The 23,344-nt window shown below is 73.5% G+C and carries 23 protein-coding genes; 13 read left to right on the top strand and 10 right to left on the bottom strand.

The genetic code is table 11. The annotated features are described in order from the left end of the window. Positions 1–168 precede the first annotated feature (168 nt). The 7 genes from QJ852_22795 to QJ852_22765 all read right to left on the bottom strand — a co-directional run bounded on the left by QJ852_22795 (position 169) and on the right by QJ852_22765 (position 8,141). Complete coding sequence (locus tag QJ852_22795) at positions 169–846, bottom strand: response regulator transcription factor (GenBank protein WGX95967.1); 678 nt, start codon at positions 844–846, stop codon at positions 169–171. Continuing rightward, the gene (locus QJ852_22790) at positions 843–2,795 is read right to left on the bottom strand and encodes an ATP-binding protein (protein WGX95966.1); all 1,953 of its coding nucleotides are present in this window, start codon (positions 2,793–2,795) and stop codon (positions 843–845) included. Before QJ852_22790 ends, QJ852_22795 begins: the two co-directional genes overlap by 4 nt. Positions 2,796–2,935: 140 nt before the next feature. After that, a complete protein-coding gene (locus QJ852_22785; GenBank protein WGX95965.1) occupies positions 2,936–3,430 on the bottom strand; it encodes a hypothetical protein in 495 nt (164 codons plus the stop codon). After that, positions 3,427–4,710: a hypothetical protein gene (locus QJ852_22780; GenBank protein WGX95964.1), complete on the bottom strand. Its 1,284-nt coding sequence runs from the start codon at positions 4,708–4,710 to the stop codon at positions 3,427–3,429. Before QJ852_22780 ends, QJ852_22785 begins: the two co-directional genes overlap by 4 nt. A 153-nt stretch (positions 4,711–4,863) precedes the next feature. After that, positions 4,864–5,661 carry an alpha/beta hydrolase gene (locus QJ852_22775; protein WGX95963.1) on the bottom strand — a complete coding sequence of 266 codons (798 nt, stop codon included), beginning with the start codon at positions 5,659–5,661 and terminating at the stop codon, positions 4,864–4,866. 61 nt (positions 5,662–5,722) lie between these two features. Next, positions 5,723–6,847, bottom strand: coding sequence for an NAD(P)/FAD-dependent oxidoreductase (locus QJ852_22770; protein ID WGX95962.1), 1,125 nt, complete (start codon positions 6,845–6,847; stop codon positions 5,723–5,725). A 16-nt stretch (positions 6,848–6,863) separates the two neighbouring features. Further along, on the bottom strand, positions 6,864–8,141 hold the full coding sequence (locus QJ852_22765; protein WGX95961.1) for a carboxylesterase family protein: 1,278 nt from the start codon (positions 8,139–8,141) through the stop codon (positions 6,864–6,866). A 95-nt stretch (positions 8,142–8,236) separates the two neighbouring features. On the opposite strand from QJ852_22765, the gene QJ852_22760 reads away from it, so the two are divergent. From QJ852_22760 to QJ852_22705, 12 genes are all read left to right on the top strand, one after another. Continuing rightward, positions 8,237–8,815 carry a TetR/AcrR family transcriptional regulator C-terminal ligand-binding domain-containing protein gene (locus tag QJ852_22760; GenBank protein WGX95960.1) on the top strand — a complete coding sequence of 193 codons (579 nt, stop codon included), beginning with the start codon at positions 8,237–8,239 and terminating at the stop codon, positions 8,813–8,815. Between the two features lie 12 nt (positions 8,816–8,827). After that, complete coding sequence (locus tag QJ852_22755) at positions 8,828–10,072, top strand: geranylgeranyl reductase family protein (protein WGX95959.1); 1,245 nt, start codon at positions 8,828–8,830, stop codon at positions 10,070–10,072. 163 nt (positions 10,073–10,235) lie between these two features. Continuing rightward, positions 10,236–11,144, top strand: coding sequence for an NUDIX domain-containing protein (locus tag QJ852_22750; GenBank protein WGX95958.1), 909 nt, complete (start codon positions 10,236–10,238; stop codon positions 11,142–11,144). 9 nt (positions 11,145–11,153) lie between these two features. Continuing rightward, on the top strand, positions 11,154–12,437 hold the full coding sequence (locus QJ852_22745; GenBank protein ID WGX95957.1) for a hydroxyacid-oxoacid transhydrogenase: 1,284 nt from the start codon (positions 11,154–11,156) through the stop codon (positions 12,435–12,437). Positions 12,438–12,563: 126 nt separating this feature from the next. Further along, complete coding sequence (locus QJ852_22740; GenBank protein WGX95956.1) at positions 12,564–13,886, top strand: hypothetical protein; 1,323 nt, start codon at positions 12,564–12,566, stop codon at positions 13,884–13,886. Between the two features lie 136 nt (positions 13,887–14,022). Beyond that, entirely contained in the window at positions 14,023–15,228 is a 1,206-nt protein-coding gene (locus QJ852_22735; GenBank protein ID WGX95955.1) for an SAM-dependent methyltransferase, read from the top strand. After that, entirely contained in the window at positions 15,225–16,223 is a 999-nt protein-coding gene (locus tag QJ852_22730; protein ID WGX95954.1) for a hypothetical protein, read from the top strand. The genes QJ852_22735 and QJ852_22730 overlap by 4 nt, the downstream gene beginning before the upstream one ends. Positions 16,224–16,251: 28 nt before the next feature. Further along, positions 16,252–17,232: a DNA topoisomerase IB gene (locus tag QJ852_22725; GenBank protein WGX95953.1), complete on the top strand. Its 981-nt coding sequence runs from the start codon at positions 16,252–16,254 to the stop codon at positions 17,230–17,232. A gap of 12 nt (positions 17,233–17,244) precedes the next feature. Further along, positions 17,245–17,550, top strand: coding sequence for a DUF1905 domain-containing protein (locus tag QJ852_22720; protein ID WGX95952.1), 306 nt, complete (start codon positions 17,245–17,247; stop codon positions 17,548–17,550). Continuing rightward, positions 17,547–18,041: an O-acetyl-ADP-ribose deacetylase gene (locus QJ852_22715; GenBank protein WGX99496.1), complete on the top strand. Its 495-nt coding sequence runs from the start codon at positions 17,547–17,549 to the stop codon at positions 18,039–18,041. Before QJ852_22720 ends, QJ852_22715 begins: the two co-directional genes overlap by 4 nt. A 177-nt stretch (positions 18,042–18,218) precedes the next feature. After that, positions 18,219–18,494, top strand: coding sequence for a hypothetical protein (locus tag QJ852_22710; protein WGX95951.1), 276 nt, complete (start codon positions 18,219–18,221; stop codon positions 18,492–18,494). 69 nt (positions 18,495–18,563) lie between these two features. Then, positions 18,564–19,760 (top strand): hypothetical protein, encoded by a 1,197-nt coding sequence (locus QJ852_22705; GenBank protein WGX95950.1) that lies wholly within the window; start codon positions 18,564–18,566, stop codon positions 19,758–19,760. A 10-nt stretch (positions 19,761–19,770) separates the two neighbouring features. Here QJ852_22705 and serC read toward each other — a convergent pair whose 3' ends face one another. Next, positions 19,771–20,889, bottom strand: a complete 1,119-nt coding sequence (gene serC, locus QJ852_22700; protein WGX95949.1) for a phosphoserine transaminase — start codon at positions 20,887–20,889, stop codon at positions 19,771–19,773. 109 nt (positions 20,890–20,998) lie between these two features. On the opposite strand from serC, the gene QJ852_22695 reads away from it, so the two are divergent. Continuing rightward, positions 20,999–21,505: a GNAT family N-acetyltransferase gene (locus tag QJ852_22695; protein WGX95948.1), complete on the top strand. Its 507-nt coding sequence runs from the start codon at positions 20,999–21,001 to the stop codon at positions 21,503–21,505. Positions 21,506–21,528: 23 nt separating this feature from the next. On the opposite strand, the gene QJ852_22690 is transcribed toward QJ852_22695, so the two are convergent. Continuing rightward, entirely contained in the window at positions 21,529–22,395 is an 867-nt protein-coding gene (locus QJ852_22690) for an ABC transporter permease subunit (protein ID WGX95947.1), read from the bottom strand. Then, entirely contained in the window at positions 22,392–23,291 is a 900-nt protein-coding gene (locus QJ852_22685; GenBank protein ID WGX95946.1) for an ATP-binding cassette domain-containing protein, read from the bottom strand. Before QJ852_22685 ends, QJ852_22690 begins: the two co-directional genes overlap by 4 nt. Between the last annotated feature and the right edge of the window lie 53 nt (positions 23,292–23,344).

Raw genomic sequence — 23,344 nt, 5'->3', positions numbered from 1 at the left:
CGGTGGCGGGACGGCCCGGGTGTCAGGTCCCCGCGTCACGACCTTCCGGGCCGTCGGTCGGGACATCGGGCAGGACATCGGGCGGGACAACGGGCGCGAACATCCGGCGGACATCCGGTACGACGCCCGGCGCGACCGCGACCCGCGGGTCGAGGGACGCTCAGCGGCTCAGCTGGCCGTGTCGTCGCCCTCCTCGCCGCCCAGGCCCGCCTCGCGAGCGCGCACGATCAGCTGGCCGCGGTCGGCGACGTCGAGCTTGGCCAGCACCCCGTAGACGTAGTTGCGCACCGTCTTGCTGCTCAGCACCAGGCGACGGGCGATCGTGGCGTTGTCGTAGCCGCGCGCCACGAGATCCACGACCTCGCGCTCGCGGTCGGTCAGCTCCGGGAACGGCAGGGTGCCACGGGTCCGGGCGCCGGAGAGGTAGAGCGCTCCGCGCTGGGCGAGCTGGGGGCCGAGCAGGAAGTCGCCGTTGGCGACCGAGCGGACGGCCCGCGCCACCTCGTCGGGTGAGGCGCCCTTGAGCAGGAACCCGCGCGCACCGGCCCGGATCGAGGCGAACAACGAGTCGTCGTCGCCGAGCATGGTGATGACCAGGACACCGAGGGTCGGGTCGCGGCGGCAGAGTTCGCGGGTGGTCTCGACGCCGGAGTCGTCGCCCAGGTCGAGGTCCATGAGGACGACCTGGGGCGCGTGCTCCTCGACCACGGCCAGCGCCTCCGCCTGGTCGGCGGCCTCGCCGACCACCTCGACGTCGGGGAGGGAGCGCAGCAGCGCGGCCATCCCGATCCGGAACACCGGGTGGTCGTCGACGACGAGGACCCGGATCGGCTCGTTCCCGTTCACGGCAGCATCATGACCACACAGGTCCCCTTCTCCTCACCAGGACTCACCTCGACCGTCCCGCCGAGCTCCGCGGCGCGCTCGCGCATCGACGCCATCCCGACACCGGGGACGACGGCGTCGCCGATCCCGTGCCCGTCGTCGGACACCTCCAGCCGGACCCCGCCGTCGGCGGGCAGGCTCAGCCGCACCGCGCAGTGACGAGCGCCCGCGTGCCGTGCGGCGTTGCGCACCGCCTCGGCCGCCACCTGGTAGACGACGATCTGGTGGATGCCGTCCAGCCGGTCGGCGTACGGTGCGTCCACCGTCACGGAGAAGCGAGGCATCGAGTACCGCTCGGCCAGCAGGTGCAGCGCGTCGCCGAGACGGCCCTCGTCGAGGACGGGAGGCAGCAGGACCCGGGCCATCTGGCGCACATCGTCGGCCCGCCTGCTCAGCTCGTCGACGAGTCGGCTGAGCAGCACGGCGTCGGCGTCGCTCAGCGAGGACGTGGCGGGGACCGCTGCGAGGGCGAGGGCGGTGCCGGACAGCGCCGGGCCGAGCCCGTCGTGGAGCTCGCGGCGCAACAGCCGCCGCTCCTCCTGGCGCACCTCCACCGCCCGGGCGCGGGCCTCTTCCACCGCGCGGTTCGCGTCGTCCAGTTGAGCGGCGACCGCGACCAGGCCGGAGATCTGGCGGAGCAGGCGCACGGTGCGCGGGTCGAGTCGTTCTCCGCGGGGCGGTACGACGGTCAGCACGCCGACGGTCCGGCCCCGCGGATGCAGGTCGAGATGCAGGGCGCGATCAGCGTCGTCCTCGTCGCGGCGGCCCGCGGACGCCACGGTGCTGTCGTGGAGGCTCACCTCGACGCGAGCGAGCCGGAGCGCCCGGCGCAACGCCTCGACGAGGCTGCTCAGCTGCGGACTGTCCGGATCGCCGGCGTCGATCGCCTGGGCGATCCTCTCCAACAGCGCCGACGGGTCGGCCCCGGAGCCGAAGACCAACCGCTCGACCTGTCCCTGCAGCCAGTCCCGCAAGGGCAGCACCGCCAGGGCCAGCGCAGCGACGACCACCAGTCCCGACGACTCCGCGCCCCACGGGGCGATCGTGCCGATCGCCCACACGGAGACGACGTACGCCGCCACCAGGCTGGTCGTCAGCAGCAGACCGACCAGCGTGCGGGAGATCGCCAGGTCCACCCGCCACGACGGCTGGCGCCGGATCAGCACGAAGACCGCCGCGAGCAGCATCACCTCGGCGATCGCCAGGAGCACGATGCCGGCGACGAACCACGTGCCGTCGAGGCTGATGCCGATCTCGAAGGTCATGTAGGCCACTGCCACCAGGAGCAGCGCCACGAACAACCAGGACAGGCCGCGCCGCTCCTCGGCGTCCCCGGTGCGGAGCCGATGAGCCAGCCAGCCCACGACGGCCAGGCCGAGGAGGAAGTAGATCGGGATCAGGCCGGCATCGGCGTCGTAGGCGAAGTGGGAGACCGCCTCGGAGCCGCCGACGAACGGGTTCGCGGGTGCCCCTGGCGTCTGGAGGAGGAGGCGGAAGACGCTGGCCAGGGCGACGACGGCCCCACCGGCGACCGCGAACCGGCGCGCCCATCCGGTCGGCGCCGTCGGGGTCAGCAGGAACGGCAGCACCAGCAGCGAGGTCAGGGTCGCGGTCGTCCACCCGGTCAGCAGCAGCGGCGGCGCCACCGCGGCTCCGGGCAGGCCGGGATGGGCGACGCACAGGATCGTCCAGGCCTGCCCGGCGGCAGTGACGGCGTACCCGGCGGCGATCAGGAGGAACGCCCAGCCGACGGCATGCCCGCTGCGGACCACGATCAACGCACCGAGCGGGCCGTACATCAGGCACGCGATCAGGTCGAGCGGCGCCAGCTCGCGCCGTATCTCGTACGACGGGCCCGCGACGTCCGCCGTCGTGAGGAGCGCTACGAGGGTGGTCGCCGCGAGGAGCATCAGGGCGACTCCGATCCCGGACCCGACGAGACCGGCGACATGGGGACGTGGGGGGCTGTCACCTGGCCTCGTCGGGATCTCGGATGCGGACACATGCGTCATCATCGTCGCTTCGGCGACCCCGCGTGACGGGTTCGACGTCAGCGAGCGAAGGCCAGCACGAAGCCGCCGTCCTGGGGGGTGACCTGGATCGTGACGCCATCGGCGGTCGCCGTCACGATCGGCCGCCCGACGCCGTCCTGGTCGCGCACCGCGTCGTACGCTGCCAAGGCGGTCTCGTAGCCGGCGAGCACCTCGTCCGCCGACGCCGTCGTGGCGTAGGACGCGGTCTCCTGGGCGCCCCCGACGGTCTCGGCGGTGATGCACAGCGTCGCCTCGACCGGCGGGTCGGGGAACCCGTCGGGCAGGAGCGCGAGCTCGCTCAGCTCCGCCGGTCCCAGCGCCTGGGGGAAGGCGACGCGGCACTCCTCCGGTACGTCCGGTACGTCCGGTACGTCCGGTACGTCGCCGCCCGGGCTGTCGGCCGATCCGGCGTCGGCAGGGGAGTCCGCGGCCGGGTCGCCGTCGTCGCCGCAGCCGACGAGGGCCAGGGTCAGCACCAGGCCGGCGACGGCCCGGAGCGCGGCCCGCCTCATCGGCGCACCTTGACCTTCTTGCTGACCGCGACCGCGTCGGCGTACCCGGCCCGGCTGACGGTGACCCGCACGCTGAGCTTGCGGCCGCGGTCCTTCTTCTTCACCTTGTACGTCGGCGAGGCCGCCTTCTTGATCGGCTTGCCGTTGCGCAGCCACTGGTAGCGGACGGCGGTCGGCGCCGGGCTCCAGGATCCCGCGGTGGCGTGCAGCTTCTTGCCGACTTTGACCTTGCCCTTCTTGGCCTCGACGGTCGGGCTGGCGCCCTTGCCGAAGTTGTAGACCGGTCGGACCGACTGCAGCGCCGCGTTGGTCCAGTGTGGTGCGGAGGCGCCGGGGATCACCAGCGTCGCGTCGTTGCAGTCCAGCGGGTCCTCGACCGCCCACACCCCGGCCCCGTCGGCCCAGGCCAGCGAGGTGCTGTCCGGCGAGAAGGTCGGGCTCGAGGAGCCGCTGTCGAGCCACTTGCAGGCAAGGTCCGGCCAGATCTCGGGCCGGCCGGGTCCGACCGGGCCGCGGAGGATGTCCCCGTTGAGCTGCCAGCTCGCGATGTGCTGCTCGGCGCCCTCGCCGCGCACGGTCGCCATCATGGTGCCGTCGCGCGAGATCGTCGGCTCGAACAGGTTGTGCGGGTCGGTCACATTGGGCTGCGCGTCGTAGAACCACGCGTTCTGGCTGACGCCGGGATCGAACATGTTGAGGTCGTCGGTGTCGCCGCCGGTGACCAGCCGCGATCCGGTGACCCAGGACGGGTCCGGGTAGTACGCGAAGCCGTACTGTCGAGCGTCGGTCAGGCCGGTGGACGCGCTGATCGCCGTGGTCCACCGCAGTCGGCAGGGGCCGCCGTAGCGAGGGCAGGTGTGGTGCTCATAGGTGTAGGCCACCCTCGACCCGTCCGGCGACACCACGACGTGGTCGATCCGGCCGCCGATGGTCTCCGCCGCCGAGTCCCACAGGTCCGGCGGATCGAAGCTGTTGAGGAACGTTCCCCACTGGTCCATCCGGACGATGCTTGTTCCCCGCGCGGCGACGACGGTGCCGTTGTCGGCGGCGCTGGGGGAGACCCACGGCTCGGCCGCGGTTCCGTCGGTGGTGATCCGGCGTTCGCCGGTGCCGTCGGGCCGGGCGACGTAGACGTCGTAGCCCTTGAGGTAGACGATCGTGCCCGCGTTGGAGGGGGCGGCGGTGGCCGGTGCGGGGCCCGCTCCGGGAAAGCCGAGGACACTCGCCACGAGGGCGAGCATCGTCAGCACCAGGAGGCGCAGAGGTCGTGAAGGTCGCATGCCGCCGACCCTCGCGGTCCCGTCGGCCCGGGTTCCAGGGCCGCGCGGCCCGACTTGCCGGGACGGCCCGGTGACGGTCCCACCGATCGAGCGCCGCGGCGGCGTCCGGCGGTCGCGTCACCGGCCCGTCAGATCAAGTCAGGTTGGGGCGGGTCAGGTCAGCCCGTCCAGCAGCGCGCGCAGCTCGCCGGCCACCTCGGCGGGGAGCTCGATACCCGGGAAGTGGGTCTCGCCGCCGAGCCGGGTATAGCTGAACCACGGATGGGCGGCGGCGTACTCGGCGTGCAGCTCGTCGTACTCCGGGGCGTCGGGGTGGCTGAAGACGTGCCGGATCGGGCGTTCGCCGGCCAGCTGCGCCATCCGCTCCATCGGGGACCCCCACCGCTCGTAGGCGGCCTGCACCTCGCGCCCGGAGCGCGCCCACATGTCGTAGCCGAACCCGCCTGCGTCGTACCGGACGTGGTCGAGCACCGGCTGGTTCGTGCTCCCGTCCAGCCAGGAGCGCAACAGCCCGTCGCGTGCCGCCTTCCAGGTCGCGCGATCCTGCAGCGCGGCGACGCCCGCCGCGAACTCCGGCGGCGGCGGCGTCATGATCAGGTCGAGGAGCAGGACCGCCGGCACCCGGTCGGGACCGAGCCGGTCGGCCATCTCGAGGCCCACCCAGCCGCCGTGGGCGTGCGAGAGCGGCACGAACCGTTCGACGTCGAGCTGGTCCAGCAGGCCGATGGTGTCCGCGGTCTGCTCGGCGACCCCGAAGTCGCCGCGCGGTGTGCGGTCCGGGCCGTGACCGCGCCAGCAGACCCGGATGACCCGGAAGTCGTCGCGCAGGTACGGCAGCAACCGGTTCCACGCGCGGTGGTCGTGTGCCCAGCCGTTCAGCAGCACGATCGCCGGGGTCGTGGGGGCGTAGCCCTGGTCGTCGAACGCGATGTCGACGTCTCCTATGCGCATCGTGGTGATCATCGATTCCTTCTCCCATTCCTTCTCGTTGTCGGGGGCTGGTGGGGTGTGCTCATCGCGGCAGGCCCGCGGGCCGCTCCCGGGTCGCGGCGAGTGAGGAGCTCATGACGCCGGGCACCCGGGCGGCGGTGACCAGCAGCGCGGACCGGAGCGCGTTCGGGAGGCGGTCGAGGGTGCGCATCCGGTACGACGTCAGCTGGGTCCGCTCCACGGCGGGGCGCTGGACGCGCTCCCAGATCCGCAGTGCCTCGGTGACGTCCGGCGTGGCGGTGACGATCTCGGCCAGCGACAGGGCGTTCATCATCGCGGTGCCACCGCCCTGGCCGAGGTACGGCGGCTGGGCGTGCGCGGCGTCGCCGAGGAAGGCGACCGAGCCGCGCGACCACGCGGTGAGGCGGACCAGTTCGAAGCGGCCCCAGGGCACGACGGACTCGGGTCGTGCCCGCAGGAGCGGGCCGAGTGTCGCGAACTCCTCGTCCCAGCCGTCGGCCGGACTCCTTCCGGGCGCCGTGTCGCCGGGCGCCTCGCCGACCAGGGCGACGTAGACGAGCTCGGACGTGCAGGGGGTGACGAGCACCCGGCGACGGGTGCCGAAGTACTCGGCGTGCACGTCGAGCCCGCCGGCGGCTTCGACAGGCACCATCATGCGGGCGGCCCCCTCGCGCATCTGCACCCGTTCGGAAACCAGCCCGAGTCGGTCGCGCAGCCGCGACCCGACACCGTCGGCGCACACGACGAGGTCGGCGCGACGCTCGGCGTCGGCGAAGGTGACCATGCCCTCCGGGGCGGCCGCGAGGCACTGCGCATCGGTCCGGAGGGTGACGCCGGAGGTCTGCGCGGCGCTGCGCAGCGCGGAGATCAGGGTCTCCCGCAGGACGGTGAAGCAGCGAGTGCCGCCCGCTTCGTTGATCGGGATCCGGTACAGACTGCGCCCGGTCGACGAGCGTGCCTCGACCGCCGGCGCGATGTGGGCGCCGCGGGTGGCCTCGTCGAACGCACCCAGGCCCTCCAGGGCGGCGAGGCCGTTGTCCCACAGGTAGATGCCGGCGCCGACGGCGCGCACGGCGTCCTGGCGCTCGTGCAGGGTGACGGTCCACCCGCGCTGCGCGAGTGCCGTCGCCGCGCTGAGTCCCGCGATGCCTGCGCCGATGACCTCGGCGACACGTGACGTGGACATGCCCACTCCTTTCCGATCAGAGCTCGTACGGCGCCCGTCCGGCCACGTGGACGTCCCAGTCGGGGTCGCCGTCGGTGACGAAGCCCGCCCAGCGGCTCCGGAGGGAGGCGCGCTTCTCGGCGAGACGGACGGGCGCCGTGCCGCGCAGCATGGGGGCATCGCGCCAGCCGGCGTCGTCGCCGAACAGCAACGGCAGCTCGATGCAGTGGCAGGCGCCGAACGGGTTCGCCGCGTCGAGGGCTCCGACGCGGAAGAGATGGGCGCGCCCGCCCGCCCGGGACCAGCGGTCGGCGAGGTCCGCGGCACCGCGGGTGAAGACCCGCTCGGTCATGGCGCGCTGCAGTCGGTCCAGCGCCCGCGTCCCGACCAGCGGCAGGCGTCGGACCCTCGAGTAGACGGGGTGCGGGTCGGCGAGGAAGGTGGCCGCCTCGTCGGCGGTGGAGCCGATCATCAGCTCCACCTCCCGCATCCGCGCCGCGAGCGCGCGGTCCCAGGACGCGGGGTCGGGCAGCGGGTCCACCCCCCACACCGGTTGGAGGGGCGGGGTGGCCCGGAGCATGCCGGGGCCGGCCAGGGCGATCGCCGATCGCTGCTGGGCGGCGAGGATCTCCTCGACCGCGCAGGTCGCGAGGTCGGTCCGCCCGTCGCCGGCGATGGCTTCCGCGGCGCGCGCCGCGTCCCGCGCCGAGTGGAAGCCCAGGCCGAGGGGTGCGCTCTGGACGATCGCGCGGTGGAAGTGCCCCCGCGTCGACTCGATGCCGAGCATCGCGATGATCGACTGCGCGCCGGCCGACTGGCCGGCGAGCGTGACCCGGCTGGGATCACCGCCGAAGGCGCCGACGTTCGCCTGCACCCAGGCGAGTGCCGCGATCTGGTCGGCCAGGCCCAGGTTCCCCGGAGCGAGGCCCGGCGAGCTGGCGTAGCCGAGCAGCCCGAGGCGGTAGTTGACCGAGACGACCACCATCGGCCCGGTGGCGGCGAGGTCGGTCGCGTCGTAGAGGTTCCAGCCGCCCGAGCCGGTGAGATACGCGCCGCCGTGCAGCCATACGAGGACCGGCAGGGTCCGCCCGGGCTCGGCCTGCGGGGCGAAGACGGTGACCTCGAGACAGTCCTCGCTCTGGTCGACGGGTGCGGGCGTGCCCATGACGAGCGCGATGCGGCTCGGGCCCTGGGGAGCGGCGACCGAGCGGCCGCCCGGCTCCGGCACCCCGGTGAAGGCGACCGGGCGTGGTGGGGCGAACCGCTCGGCGTGGGCGTAGCGGATCCCGCGGTAGGTGGTCACGTTCTGGGGCATCGGCTCTCCTCCGGACAACGCAACTTGACTTGCGTTACGGCGAGGGTAAGGGTCGGGCGGCAGTAACGCAAGGGCACTTGCGATAGACTGCGACCATGGCCACCGCCGGACCGACCCCGCAGAAGCGCGGCGAGAAGCTGCGGCGCGCCGTCCTCGACGCGACGCTGGAGCGCATCGAGCGCGAGGGCATCGACCGCGTCCGGATCGCCGAGGTGGCCGTCGCGGCAGGGGTCCACGAGACGTCGATCTACCGTCGGTGGGGGACGCTGCCCCAGTTGCTGCTCGACGCGCTGCTCTCCCGTGTCGACGAGGACATCCCGATCCCCGACACGGGATCGGTCGTGGCGGACCTGACCGAGTTCATGCGCTCGCTCATCGCGTTCTGCCGCTCACCGGTCGGGTCCGCGCTGGTCCGGGGCGGCTCGCTCGCGGACGACCCGGACGTGGCGACGGCCCGCGCCGACTTCTGGGCCGTGCGGATGGCCGCCTCCGAGGAGATCGTCCGGCGCGCGGTCGCGGCCGGCGAGCTGCGGCCGGACACGGACCCGCACCTGGTGATCGCCATGCTCGGCGGCCTGGTGCACATGTACGTCACCCAGTTCGACGGCGCGATGCCCGACGACCTCCCGGAGACCGCGGTCGCCCTGGTGCTCCGCGGCGCGGTGGGCCCCTGACACAATCGGGGGATGAGCGCAGCCCCTGACCTGAGCACCGACGTCCTCGTCGTCGGCGCCGGACCCGCCGGCTCCGCGGCGGCTGCCTGGGCGGCGCGGGCGGGCCTCGACGTGGTGCTCGCCGACGCGGCTGTGTTCCCGCGCGACAAGACCTGCGGCGACGGGCTGACCCCCCGGGCGATCGGAGAGCTGGAGCGGCTCGGGCTGCGCGACTGGGTCCGCTCGCACACCGTCAACCAGGGACTGCGGGCCCACGGGTTCGGCCAGACCCTGCACCTGCCCTGGCCGGGAGGCAACCTTCCGGACTGGGGCAGCGCCATCGCTCGCACCGAGCTCGACGACCACCTGCGGACGACAGCGCTCAAGGCCGGAGCCCAGGCGCTCGACGGGGCCCGCGCGGTCGGCGTACGGATGGACGGGGCGCGGGTCGGTGCCGTCGAGTTCAAGGACGGCCGCACGGTCGCCTGCCGGCGCCTGGTCGTCGCCGACGGCGTCCGCTCGCCGCTGGGCAAGGTGCTCGGCCGCGAGTGGCACCGCGACACCGTCTACGGCGTGGCCGGCCGCTCCTATGTCGCGTCCACCCGCGCCGACGACCCGTGGATCAGCTCGCACCTCGAGCTGCGCGGCGAGCAGGACGAGATCCTGTCGGGCTACGGCTGGATCTTCCCGCTCGGCCGGCAGAGCGGCGAGGTCAACCTCGGCGCCGGCACCCTCGCCACGGCGAAGCGGCCCGCCGACGTCGCCATCAAGCCACTGATGCGGCTGTACGCCGACCGGTTGCGCGAGGAGTTCGGCCTCGGCGAGGAGCTGCGCGCCCCCACCTCGGCGCTGCTGCCCATGGGCGGTGCGGTGAGCAACGTCGCGGGCGGCAACTGGGCGCTGATCGGCGATGCCGCCGCCTGCGTCAACCCGCTCAACGGCGAGGGCATCGACTACGGCCTCGAGACCGGCCGGGTCGTCGCCGAGCTGCTGGCCGAGTCGCCCGACGTCGACCTCGGCGCCGTCTGGCCCCAGTTGCTGCGCGAGCACTACGGCGAATCGTTCTCGATCGCGCGCCGCCTCGCCGGCCTCGTGACCGTGCCTCGGCTGCTCCCCGCCCTGGGCCCGATCGGCATGCGCTCCGACCTGCTCATGACCCTCGCCCTGCGCTGGATGGGCAACCTGGTCACCGACGAGGACCGCGACCGCTCCGCGCGCATCTGGCGCTGGGCCGGTCGGCACTCCCTGGCCCGCGACGCGCGGCCCCTCTTCAGTTGAGTTTCCCCATCCTCACCGTTGAGTTTCCCCATCCTCGCCGTCGAGTCACCACTGTCCCGCCGCTTCGGCAGCCGGAGCGACGGCATAGGCTCGGGTCCGCGGGTTTCGCCGGGGAGTCAGTGGCAACTCGAACCTGAGGATGCGGCAACTCAACGGTGCGGATGTGACGACTCAGCGGGAGGCGGCGATGGGGCAGCGGGTGCAGCGGCTGGCGGCGTACGCCGTCATCGTCCGCGGCGACCAGATCCTGCTGTCCCGACTGGCGGAGCGGGTGACCAAGCGCGAGCTGTGGTCCCTGCCCGGGGGCGGGGTCGACCACGGCGAGGACCCCCGCGACGCGGTGATCCGCGAGGTCTACGAGGAGACCGGGCTGCACGCGCAGGTGGGCGAGACCGCGCACGTCCACTCCCTCCATGTCGCCGACTCCTGGCGGCGCGGGCGGCGGGTCGACGCGCACTCGGTCCGGATCGTCTACGAGGGCTGGGTGCCGGCCGACGCGCCCGAGCCGCACGTCACCGAGATCGACGGGTCGACCGCGGAGGCGGCCTGGAAGCCGATCGCGGCCGTGCTCGACGGCTCCCTGCCGACCGTCGGCCTCGTGACGGAGGCGCTGGCGTCGTACGCCGTGCGTCAGCGGCAGCGCACCGCCGCCTACGCGTACGTCGTGCGGGACGACGCGATCCTGCTCACCCGCACCTCCGACCTTGCCCCCGATCCCGGGACCTGGCACCTGCCCGGCGGCGGCATCGACCACGGTGAGTCCCCGCGCGACACCATCCGCCGCGAGCTGTGGGAGGAGTGCGGGCTCGAGGGTGAGGCCGACGACCTGCTCACCGTGCTCGACCATCACTTCACCGGCACCGCCCCCAACGGCCGGGAGGAGGACTTCCACGCGATCGGGGTCATCTACCGCGCCCGCGTGGGCCGGGGGGAGCCGCACGTCGTGGAGGAGGGCGGCACCACCGACGAGGCCGCCTGGGTGCCGCTGGTCGACATCGCGGCCCGGCGGATCAAGGTCTACGGGTCGGTCCGCGCGGCCATCGAGGCCGCTGGGGATCAGCGGGTCCTCTAACGTGTCGGCGTGACCCCTCAGCCGAGTGAGACCGTCTTCACCTACGCCGCCCCCGCCCTGAAGTTCGGGCACGGCGCCGCCACCGAGGTCGGGTACGACGTCCGCGGCTGGGGCGCGCGCCGGGCCCTGCTCGTCACCGATGCCGGGGTGGCGGCCGCCGGCCACGCCGAGACGGTCGCGGACTCGCTGCGCTCCCACGGCGTCGAGGTCGTCACCTACGCGGGCGCACGGGTCGAGCCGACCGACGCCTCGCTCGAGGAGGCCGTCGCGTTCGCCCGCGGAGCGGGAGCGGTCGACGCGGTCGTCGCGGTCGGCGGGGGCTCGTCGATCGACACCGCGAAGGCGGTCGCCCTGCTGGTGACCAACCCCGGCGAGCTGATGGACTACGTGAACGCCCCGGTCGGCAAGGCACGGGCGCCCGAACGGCCGGTCCTGCCCCTCGCGGCGGTCCCGACCACGACCGGCACCGGCAGCGAGTCGACCACCATCTGCGTGATGGACGTGCTCGCCCTCAAGGTGAAGACCGGCATCAGCCACCCGGCGCTGCGGCCCCGGCTCGCGGTGGTCGACCCCGCACTGTCGGCGACCCAGCCGCCGGGCGTGACTGCGGCGGCCGGCATGGACATCCTGTGCCACGCGCTGGAGAGCTACACCGCGCGCTGGTACGCCGAGTTCCCGGCCAAGCAGCCCGAGCAGCGGGTGCCCTACTGCGGCGCCAACCCGATCGCCGACCTCTGGTCGGAGCGTGCGCTGGGCCTGCTGGCGGGGGCGTTCCGGGCCGCCGTACGCGATGCACGGGACGGGGTCGCCTCCGGGGCGGCCGAGCAGATGGCGCTCGCGGCGACCTTCGCCGGGCTCGGGTTCGGCAACGCGGGCGTGCACATCCCGCATGCCAACGCCTACCCGATCGCCGGGCGGGTCCGGGACTTCCGTCCCGCCGACTACCCACCGGACGAGGCGATGGTGCCGCACGGCATGGCCGTCGCCCTCACCGCGCCCGAGGCATTCCGGTTCACCTTCGACGCGGCGCCCGAGCGGCACCTGCGGGCGGCCCGGCTGCTGTCGCCCGGCGTCGAGGGCACGGGGCCGGACGTGCTGCCCGGCGTGATCGCCGCGCTCATGCGCGACATCGGGATCCCCAACGGACTGGCGGAGGTCGGGTATGCCGCCGGCGACGTCGAGGCCCTCGTCGAGGGCGCGCTACAGCAGCAGCGGCTGCTCGCGACCGCGCCGAAGGACGTGACCGGCGAGGACCTCGCCGCGATCATGACCGCCTCGCTCGACCTGTGGTGACCAGGGGCTGACGGCGAGCCGGGCTGCACGGCGTCCCGGTCGTTCGGGGACTCCTGCACCTGTCCGCCGGGCCCTTCGCGTCGAGACGGTGGAGATCCCCAACCGCCCCTCGACCGTGGAGAACCCATGACCCACCGACCCGGCCGGATCGCCGGTGCCGGGCTCGCCGCCCTGTGTGCCGGCGCCCTGCTGCTGCCCCTTCCGCACGTCACGCCGTCGGCCTCCGCCGCCGCGACCGGCGGCGGCACGATCACCTACATCAAGGACCACAACGTCTGGATCGCCCGCGGCGACGGCACCGGCGCCCGCCCGCTGACGACCAACGGCACCGCGGGACTGCCCTACCGCGCCCCGAGCCAGTCCGACGGTGGCGTGATCGCGGCCGTGCGCTACCAGAACATCGTGACCCTCGACCAGCAGGGCCGGGTGCTCGCCGAGATCGACCCGCCCCGCCTGCCCAGCTCGCTCGGTGGCACCATGGACGGCAGTCCGGTCAACGCCGCGATCTCGCCGGACGGCGCCCTCATCGCCTACACCTTCGCGGAGCACTCCTGCACCAACGGCTGCGCCTGGCGCACCGCGACCGGATACGTCAGCACGACGGGCGCCGGTACCCCCGCGACGTACGGCACGTCGTTCTACAGCGACCCGTCCTGGGTGACCAACCGGCGCACCCTGCAGAGCGGCGGCTACGGGCACCAGGTGATGGTGCACGACGTGGGCTCGGCGACCCAGCAGCACTGGTTCGACGACGGCGAGATCTGGTACCCCGCCGAGGACTACGGCAACACGGAGGTCTCGCCCGACGGCACGATGCTCGCCGGCGTGCGCGGGTACGGCGACGGCCGCGACATCATGACCTACCGGATCAACGGGAACATCCGCTCGGGCGCCGTCCCGGGGCTGCCCGCGGACGCCTGCAATCTCGACGGCGAGACGTCCGACAAGATCACCGACCCGACCTGGTCGCCCGACAGCACCACACTGGCGTTCGGGGCGGCCGACGGGATCTGGACCTTCGCGGACAACAAGAACCCCGCCTGCACCGGCGCGCTGAGCCTGCTGCTGCCGGGCGGCAGCGAGCCCGACTGGTCCACCGCGCCGCTCAGCCCGCTGACCGGAGGCGACCCGAACGGCGGCGGCCCGAACGGAGGTCAGAACGGGGGCAAGCCCGGTGGCGTCGGGTCCATCGCCGTCGTGGCGCCGCCGAAGGCCCGCGGTACGGCCCGGGTGGGCAAGGCGCTGCGGGCAACGACCGGCAGCTGGTCGACCGGCGTCACGTCCGTGCGCTACCAGTGGCTGCGCAACGGACGCCCGATCAAGAAGGCGACCAAGGCCCGCTATCAGGTGACCAGGGCCGACCGCGGCCGCCGGCTGTCGGTGCGGGTCACCGTGCAGAACGGCTCGGCGAGCGGTGTGGCGGTCAGCAAGGCCAAGCGGGTGCGCTGATCCGGCGCCGTGCGCGTGGGTCCGCCCGTCTACGATCGACGGGTGAACCCACGCCACCGCCGCCTGATCATCCCGGCCGCGCTGGTGGCGCTCCTGCTCATCGTGATCGTGGCGGCTCTCCTCAAGTGAGCGTCCGATGAGCACCCAGCCACTCGACGACGGCCTGGCGCGGGTCCGGGCGGACCTGCTGGCCGAGGACCGCCTGGTCCGGGCTGTCGGCTCGGGCCGCCGCCGGTCCGCCGCGCCCCCGTGGCGCCGGGTCGAGCTGCGCTGGGTGGACCTCAAGGCGGGCCGCCACCTCCAGATCGTCCGGTACGACGCCACCCAGGCCCACACCGCCAACCACGCAGGCGGCGGCGCGGCCGAGGAGGCGGTCGACGCGCTGCTGGCCGAGCCGTTCGGCAACTGGACGGTCGAGACCGCCGAGCGGCAGCTGAGCCTGCGGGTGACCAAGAAGGGCGACGCCGCGGTGCACATGACCGCCCGGACGGGCGGGGCGCCGGTCGAGCGGAGCCACGACCGGGCCAAGGAGCGGTTGCTGCCCGAGGACGACCCGGTGTTCACCGCGCTCGGGCTCGCCGATGCGCAGGGCCGGATCAAGCCCAGCCGGATGGCGAAGTACCGCCAGGTCGAGGACTTCCTGCGCATCCTCGACCGCTCGGTCGCCGACGCGATGGCCAAGGGCCACCTGCGCCGGCCGACCGAGGCCGACCCGCTGCGGGTGGTCGACCTCGGCTGCGGCAACGGGTACCTCACCTTCGCCGCGCAGCGCTACCTCAGCGAGCGCCGCGAGCTGCCGGTGCGGCTCACCGGGGTCGACGTGAAGGAGCAGTCGCGCGACCACAACGCGTCACTCGCCCGCGCCCTTGGCATCGAGGCCACCTTCGTCGCCGGCACCATCGGGTCCGCCGAGCTGGACCGAGCCCCCGATGTGGTGCTCGCCCTGCACGCCTGCGACACCGCCACCGACGACGCGCTCGCCCGCGCCGTCGGCTGGGCCGCCCCGCTGGTCCTCGCGGCCCCGTGCTGCCATCACGACATCGCGGCCCAGCTGCGCACGGCACCCGCCCCGGCGCCGTACTCCTCGCTCGTGCGCGACGGGATCCTGCGCGAGCGTTTCGCCGACACCCTCACCGACACCCTGCGTGCGCTGCTGCTGCGGCGCGCGGGCTACCGGGTCGACGTGATGGAGTTCGTCGACAGCCGGCACACGCCGCGCAACACGCTGCTGCGCGCGGTGCGGACCGGGAAGCCCGACGACAGCGCCGAGTACGACGATCTGGTGGCCGCCTGGGGGATCAGTCCCCGGCTGGGCGCTCTGCTGGCGGAGCCGCGCGGGTGAGGAAGCTGCTCGCGGGGCTGGTGCTCGCGGCACCCTTCGCGATCGGGTTCCTCGCGCCGGGCGCCGCCGTCGAACCGGCACCGGGGGAGCCGGTGTTCCGGTTCAGCGATCCCGAGATCACCGAGTCCAGCGGCCTGGTCGCCCGCGACGGTCTGGTCGTCACGGTCAACGACTCGGGCGACGGCAACCGGATCTTCACGGTCGACCCCGCCACCGGCGACACGGTCGGGACCACCCGCTGGCCGGGCGAGGCGCGCGACATCGAGGCCCTCGCCCCCGCCGGCGACGGGGAGGTGTGGGTCGGCGACATCGGCGACAACCTGGGGGCGCGCGACCACGTCGAGGTGGCCCGGGTGCCGTTCGGCCGCGGCGAGCGCGAGGTCGACGTGCCGACGTACGAGCTGGTCTATCCGGACGGGCCGCACGACGCGGAGACGCTGCTCGCCGACCCGGCGACCGGGCGGTTGTACGTCGTGGCCAAGGAGTTCATCGGACGCCTGTACGCCGCGCCCGAGCGGCTCGACCCGGACGGGCCCAACGAGCTGACCGCTGTCGACCAGGTGCTCGGCATCGCCACCGACGGCAGCTTCCACCCGGACGGACGGCATCTCGTGCTGCGCAACTATGGCCAGGCCGCCGTCTACACCTGGCCCGGGCTGGAGCGCGTCGCGCAGGTCGACCTCCCGAGTCAGCCGCAGGGCGAGGGGCTCGCGATCAGCGAGACCGGCGAGGTGCTGCTGAGCTCGGAGGGCGAGGGCGCCGAGGTGCTGCGCGTCGAGCTGCCCTTCGAGGCCCCGTCCGCGTCACCGTCCGCGTCACCGTCCGCGTCGCCGTCCGACCCGTCGCCCGCACCGGCTGCGGACGGCGAGCGGTCCGAGGTCCGTGCCGACGACGAGCGCTCCCTGTGGCCGTGGGCCCTGGGCGGCGTCGCGGGGATCGTGATCGTGGGCGTGCTGCTGCGCTCGCTGCGCCCGAGAGGTCGAGCCGGGGACTGAACCGACCGGTTCCGGGCACCGGTGCGACGTGGCCCGGCTGCGTCGTACCTCTCCCGACGAGCCGGGCTGGACCCGGCGCCGGGCGGGGCGCGGCTTCGTCCACCTCGGGCTCGACGGGCGTCCCCTGTCCCCGCCGGACGCGGCCCGGTGCAAGGCGCTGGTGATCCCGCCGGCATGGACCGACGTGTGGATCTGCCCGCGCCCCAACGGCCACCTCCAGGCGGTCGGTGTCGACGCGGCGGGACGGCGGCAGTACCTCTACCACCCGGACTGGGTGGAGCAGCGGGCCGCCGAGAAGCACGCCCGGGTGGTCGGCCTGGGACGACGGCTGCCGCGGCTGCGGGAGCGGGTGCTCGCCGACCTCGCCGACGACGACTTCGGCGTGCGGGCGACCTGCGCCCTCGCGGTGCGGCTGATCGACCTGGGCTGCTTCCGGATCGGCAACGACGTCTACGCCGAGGAGTACGGCTCCTTCGGCCTGACCACCCTCGAGCGCCGGCATGTGCGGCGCTCGGGCGACGTGCTGGTGTTCGCGTTCACCGGGAAGTCCGGGATCGAGCACCACGTCGAGATCGACGAGCCCCTGGCCGTGCAGGCCCTCGACCGGCGTCGCCGGCGGCGTCGTACCGACCCCCGGCTCCTCGACGTCACCGGCACCGACGTCAACGAGTACCTGCGAGACGCGAGCGGACTCGACGTCACCGCGAAGGACTTCCGGACCTGGCACGGCACCGTGCTCGCCGCGGCCGCACTCGCCGAGGCACCCCCCGCCCCGGACGTGTCGAAGACCGCGCGCAGGCGGACGATCGCCGCCGCGATGCGCGAGGTGGCGGACTTCCTCGGCAACACCCCCGCGCTCGCGCGGTCGGCGTACGTCGACCCGCGGGTCGTCGACGCCTACGAGGAGGGTCGCACCATCCGCGCCGCCGTCCGTCGGCGCTACGACGGCCCCGACGCGCGCCAGGGTGCGCTGGAGCGGGCGACACTGCGGCTGGTCGGCGGGCGGTGACACCATCGTCGTGTGACCGAGCACGAGTTCACCGCGCCGCTGTGGCGCTGGCAGGCGCGCGACGAGGAGACCGGCGGCGCCTGGTTCTTCGTCAGCCTGCCGTTCGAGGTGTCCGACCTCATCGACGAGGCCGGGCCGCGCCAGGGCTTCGGGAGCGTGCGGGTCGAGGTGAGCGTGGGCGGCAGCACGTGGCGCACCTCGGTCTTCCCCAGCGTCGAGGAGAAGACGTTCGTGCTCCCCGTGAAGAAGGCGGTGCGCACCGCCGAGGGCCTGGTCGAGGGTGGACCGTGCACGGTGCGGCTCCGTACGGTCGAGTGATGGACATCGAGGTCGTCGAGGGCGACATCACCGCGCAGCACGTCGACGCCGTCGTCAACGCCGCCAACCGGGCCATGCGTGGGGGTGGCGGCGTCGACGGGGCGATCCATGCCGCCGGCGGGCCGGAGGTGCTCGCCGATTGCGTACGGCGCTTCCCCGACGGTCTCGCGACCGGCGACGCCGGCTGGACCACGGCTGGCCTGATGCCCGCCCGCTGGGTGATCCACGTCGTCGGCCCCAACCGCCGTGCAGGCGAGACCGACCGGACCCTGCTGACCTCCTGCTACCGCCGCGCGCTCGAGGTGGCCGACGAGCTCGGCGCGCGCTCGGTCGCCTTCCCCCTGGTGAGTGCCGGTGTCTACGGCTGGCCCAAGGAGGACGCCGTCGACGCCGCGCTGGAGACCCTGCGCGGTGCGCCCACCGACGTCGAGCTGGCCCGGATGGTCGCCTTCGGACGCTCGGCGTACGACCTCATCGCCGGCCGGCTGTAATCGGACCCAGCGATCATCGACCCGGCGCGTTTGAACGCGCCGGGTCGATGCCCCTCAGACGTTCAGATGCGCCGGGTCGGTGCGGACCCGGGACCGGGTCCCGAATTCGGGCCGGGGTCGTCACCCCGCGGACGGGTCGTCGTTGGTCAGTCACCGATCCACCGAAGGGAGCCGACGATGCCGCTGGAGCTGATCACCGCAGTCCTGCTGCTGACGCTCGCCCTCCTCTGCGCGGGCTGGCTGGCCCGTGCTCGTGGTGGGTCGGCCTCGATGCCGGGCATGGGGCCGGACATCGAGGAGTGGCGTCGTGCCGCCGTGCGGCACTTCCAGGAGCACCGGGATCTCGAGCGCGCCGTCGCCGAGGCCCTGGCCGCGCCGGGCGCCATCCGGGGTCCGGCACGCACCGAGCTGTTCGTGGCGCTCGGTGCGCGCCGGGTCGACACCTACGCCTGAGTCCGGGATCGATCCGCGCTCGGATAGGGTGACGGACCGTCCGGTCCGTCGAGCGAGGAGCCGTCTCCCATGCGCAGGGTGGATCTGCCCGCACCGTTGCCCGCGGGGTCCCGCATCCTCCACATCGGACTCCCCAAGACCGGGACCTCGGCCCTCCAGGCATCCTTCCACGCGGCCCGCGCGGAGCTGGGCCGCCGGGGCGTCGACTACGTGAGCAGGGGCGCCAACCCGCTGTCGGCCGCGCGCTTCGCCGCCGGCACCGCGAGTGGCGACACGACCCGCCTCGAGCGGCGCTGGGACCGCCTGGCCGAGGACTTCCGTACGTCGGGCGCGGCCCACGTCGTCCTGTCCAGCGAGGGCTTCAGCGGCGCGGCACCCGACCGCGTGTCCTGGATCGGCGACCAGCTCGGTGGCGAGGCGACCGTGGTGGTGACCCTGCGACCGGTGGCGGCGCTGCTGCCGTCGATCTGGCAGCAGGCCCTGCGCCGCGGCGGCCTGGAGTCGTTCGAGGACTGGCTGGCCGGCGTCCTCGATCCCGCCCACCCGCACGCCGCCAATATCGCGCGCTACGACCCCGCCGCGATCATCGCGTCGTGGGGGCGGCGCTTCGGGGAGGAGCGGTTGGTCTTCGTGTGCGGCGACCCGAGCGATCCGGCCGACCGGATGCTCAACCACCGCGCCTTCGAGAGCCTGCTGGGCATCGAGGGAGTGCTCGAGCTCCAGCCGGTGCTCAACTCGTCGCCGCCGTACCCCGAGATCGAGATGCTGCGCCACTTCAACCTCGCCAACGGGCGCCGGGGCGAGGAGGGCGAGCTGTGGACGCGCGTGCTGCGCCGTACCGCTCGCCGGATGGGCGACGCGCCCCCCAGCGGGGCCGGCACCGCGAAGGTGCGGGTGCCGCGGTGGGCGGCCGAGCGGATCAACGAGCAGGCCCGGGCCTCGATCGCCGCGCTGGAGGCGTCCGCCGCCACGGTCGTCGGCGATCCGGCCCACCTCCTGGTCGACCCGGCCGATCACCCGGTGGAGACGACCGCGCCCGGACAGGTGACGGTGGCCTCGGCGGGCTGGTTCGCCGACACCGTGGCCCGGCTCGCCGTCGACGAGGTCGACGAGCGCGCGGCGCGGAAGGTGCGCCGCCTGGAACGCAAGGTCGCCCGGCTCACCGCGGCCCGCCGTGCCACGACCAGCCTCGACGAGGCCTCCGCCCGCGACCTGATCCGGGCGCTCGCGCGCCGGGCGCGGAGCAGGTCGCGGCGCGAGGGCTGACGAGGGTCGGTCAGAGCCGGCCGACCACGTGGTCGATCGACGCCGTCAGCGCCTCGATGTCGGCGGGGTCGATCGCCGGGTACATCGCGATCCGCAGCTGGTTGCGGCCGAGCTTGCGGTAGGGCTCGGTGTCGACGATCCCGTTGGCGCGCAGCACCTTCGCGACCTCGGCGGCGTCGATCGCGTCGTCGAAGTCGATGGTGCCGATCACCAGGGAGCGGTTCGCCGGGTCCGCCACATAGGGCGTCGTGTACGCCGTGCGCTCGGCCCAGCCGTAGAGCGCGTCGGACGAGGCGGTGGTCCGCTCGACCATGCCCTTGAGGCCGCCCTGGGCGTTCATCCAGTCCAGCTGCTCGGCCATCAGGAAGAGCGTGGCGACCGACGGGGTGTTGTAGGTCTGGTTGAGGCGGCTGTTGTCGATGGCCGTCTTGAGGTTGAAGAACGGCGGGATGTAGCGCTCGGAGGCCGCGATCCGCTCGGCGCGCTCGATCGCCGCGGGGCTGAACACGCCGAACCACAGGCCGCCGTCGGAGGCGAAGCTCTTCTGCGGCGCGAAGTAGTAGACGTCGCTCTCGAGGAGGTCGACGGGCAGGCCGCCGGCGCCCGAGGTGGCGTCGATGAGGACGAGGGCGCCCTCGTCGGCGCCCTCGGGGCGGACCACCGGCGCCATCACGGCGGTCGAGGTCTCGTTGTGCGCCCAGGCGTAGGCGTCGGCGCCCGCCTCGGCGACCGCGACCGGCCGGGTGCCCGGGTCGGAGGCGATGACCGACGGCGCGTCCAGCCACGGGGCCGCCTTGACCGAGGAGGCGAACTTGCTGGAGAACTCGCCGAAGGTGAGGTGCTGCGACTTCTTCTCGATCAGCCCGAACGCCGCGATGTCCCAGAACGCCGTGGCGCCGCCGTTGCCGAGGACGACCTCGTAGCCGTCGGGGAGGTCGAAGAGGTCGCCGAGACCCTGCAGCACCCGGCCCACGGTGTCGCGCACCGGCGCCTGGCGGTGCGAGGTGCCCATCAGCGAGACGCCGGTCGCGGCCAGCGCGTCGAGGTGGCTGGTCTGGATCTTCGAGGGCCCGGCGCCGAAGCGGCCGTCGGCGGGCTTGAGCTCGGCGGGGATCTGGATGTCGGTCACGGGGTCAACCTTCTCATCGTGAGTCGAGTGAGGGAGGGGCTGACGACGCTGTCAGATCGATGTCCCCATTGTGACAGGCCGGCCGCGGCGCTGTTCAATCGGTTTCGCCATGCAAGCCCCCTCCGAACGCCCCGGACTCGACCTCCGCCCGGTCGGCTACCTGCACCCCGACGCCGTGACGCTGGTCGCCCGGGTCCAGCAGGAGTACGTCGAGAGGTACGGATCGCCCGACGAGAGTCCTGTCGACCCGGCCGGCTTCGTGCTCCCCGAGGGCATCTTCCTCGTCGGGTACGACGACAGCGGGTCGCCCGGCGTACCGGTCGCGACGGGCGCCTGGCGGCGGTCGCCGGTGCGGGTGCTGGGTGGTGCCAGCGCGGTCGAGGTCAAGCGGATGTTCGTGGTCGCCGAGCGGCGGGGGCGCGGCTTCGCCCGCGCCGTCCTCGCCGAGCTGGAGGTCACCGCCCGCGCCGCGGGGCACGACCTGGTCGTCCTCGAGACCGGGCTGCGCCAGCCCGAGGCGATCGGTCTGTACCGCAGCGCCGGATACGAGGACATCGACGGCTTCGGGTTCTACCGGGACGCCCCGCTGTCCCGCTGCTTCGGCAAGCGGATCTGACCCGCGGGCCAGATCCGGAGACGTCAGGCGACGTCGCGACGCCGGACCAGCGCGATGCTGGCGACCACGGCGAGGACGACGTAGACCGCGACGGTGATCGCGGCTCGGTCGGCGGGGACGGTGTCCAGGACGCCGGGGGTCTGGTCGCCAGAGCTCGGGTCGATCCCGATGACGGCGCCGATGAGCGAGCCGGCGGAGGTGCCCGGCAGTACCTCGGTGAGGCTCTCGACCCAGCCGAGGAGCTGGCCGACACCGCGCAGCAGGTTCTCGACGACCAGCGCCCAGACCAGGCCGAGGCCGACGGACAGGGCCGGTCCGCGGGCAAGGGTGCCGAGCAGGAAGCCGAGCAGGGCCCACATCTCGAGCACCAGGAAGCCGGCGCCGGCGGCCTCGCCGACCGATCCGAGGGAGGGCAGGACGACGTCCTGCGACTCGCTGGCCGCGATGACCAGGGAGATGCCGAGGTCGAGCCCGAAGGTGACCACGAGGGTGCCGACCACGACCGCGGTGAGCGCGGACACGGAGCCGAGCAGGGCCGGTGTACGCCGCACGCCCTGCGAGAAGAGCGTCTTCCAGGTGCCCCACCCGTAGCCGTTCCCGGCGACCAGGGCGCCGAGCACCATCATCAGTGCGCCCCCGAACATCGGCATGCCCTGCAGGAACACGTTGGGCACGGCGTCCGGCATCATCCGGGCGAGCTGCTGTGCCTGCGTGGTGCCCTCGTCGGCGAAGCCGGGGTCGCCGCTGGTGTAGGACAGATAGGTGAACAGGTAGCCGAACATCACGCTCAGCAGCAGCCAGGCGCCGAGGGTGATCCACACGGCCGGCCAGGCGCGCAGGCGCATCAGCTCGGCCCGGGTGCTGCGGACAGTGGCGGTCGTCGTACTCATCGCACGGACTCCTTCTGGCTCGTCATCTCGAAGAAGACCTCTTCGAGGCTGCGCTCGGCAGCGGTGATCTCGTGGACGTCGACTCCGGCGCCGACCAGCGCGCGGGTGACGTCGGGGGCCCGGTCGGCGGGCAGGGTCAGCAGGAGGGCGCCGTCGGCCTCGCGTCGTACGCCGTCGTCGCCCGCCAGGCGCATCGCGACCGCCAGCGCCTCCGGCTCCGGGGTGGCTCGGATCCGCAGGGACACGCCGCCGCGCAGCTCGGCCACGGTGGACTCCCGCAGCAGCCGGCCGCCGTCGATCACGCCGACCCGGTGGCAGATCTCCTGGACCTCCGCCAGCAGATGGCTGGAGAGCAGGACCGTCTGGCCGCCGCGGGCGAGGTCGACGACGAGGGCGCGCATGTCGGCCATGCCCGCCGGGTCGAGACCGTTGGTCGGCTCGTCGAGGATGATCAGCTCCGGGTCGCCCATCAGCGCGGCCGCGACGCCGAGGCGCTGCTTCATGCCGAGGGAGTACCCCTTGAACCTGTCGTCGCCGCGGCTGCCGAGGTCCACCCGCTCCAGGACCCGCTCCACCTCGGCGTCGGACTGCCCCCGATGCCGGGCCAGGACCCGGAGGTTGGCGCGCCCGGAGAGATAGGGGTGGAAGCCGGGGCCCTCGATCAGCGCACCGACCGACGGGTGGTCGGGACCGGTCGTGATGGCGGCCGTACCCGAGGTGGGCCGGACCAGGCCGAGCAGCATCCGCAGGGTCGTCGTCTTCCCGGCGCCGTTGGGCCCGAGGAAGCCGTAGACCTCGCCGCGCCGGACCGTCATCGTGACCATGTCGACGGCGACCCGGTCGCCGTAGACCTTCGTGAGCTTGTCGGTGCTCGCCACCGGTGTGTTCGCTGTCATGTCTCCACCGTCGTCAGTCGCGGCGGTTCGCGCGTCCGTCGTGCGGAGGCCGT

Source organism: Nocardioides sp. L-11A (assembly GCA_029961745.1).
Lineage (GTDB): Bacteria > Actinomycetota > Actinomycetes > Propionibacteriales > Nocardioidaceae > Nocardioides.
This window is presented reverse-complemented; position numbering and strand designations above follow the sequence as displayed.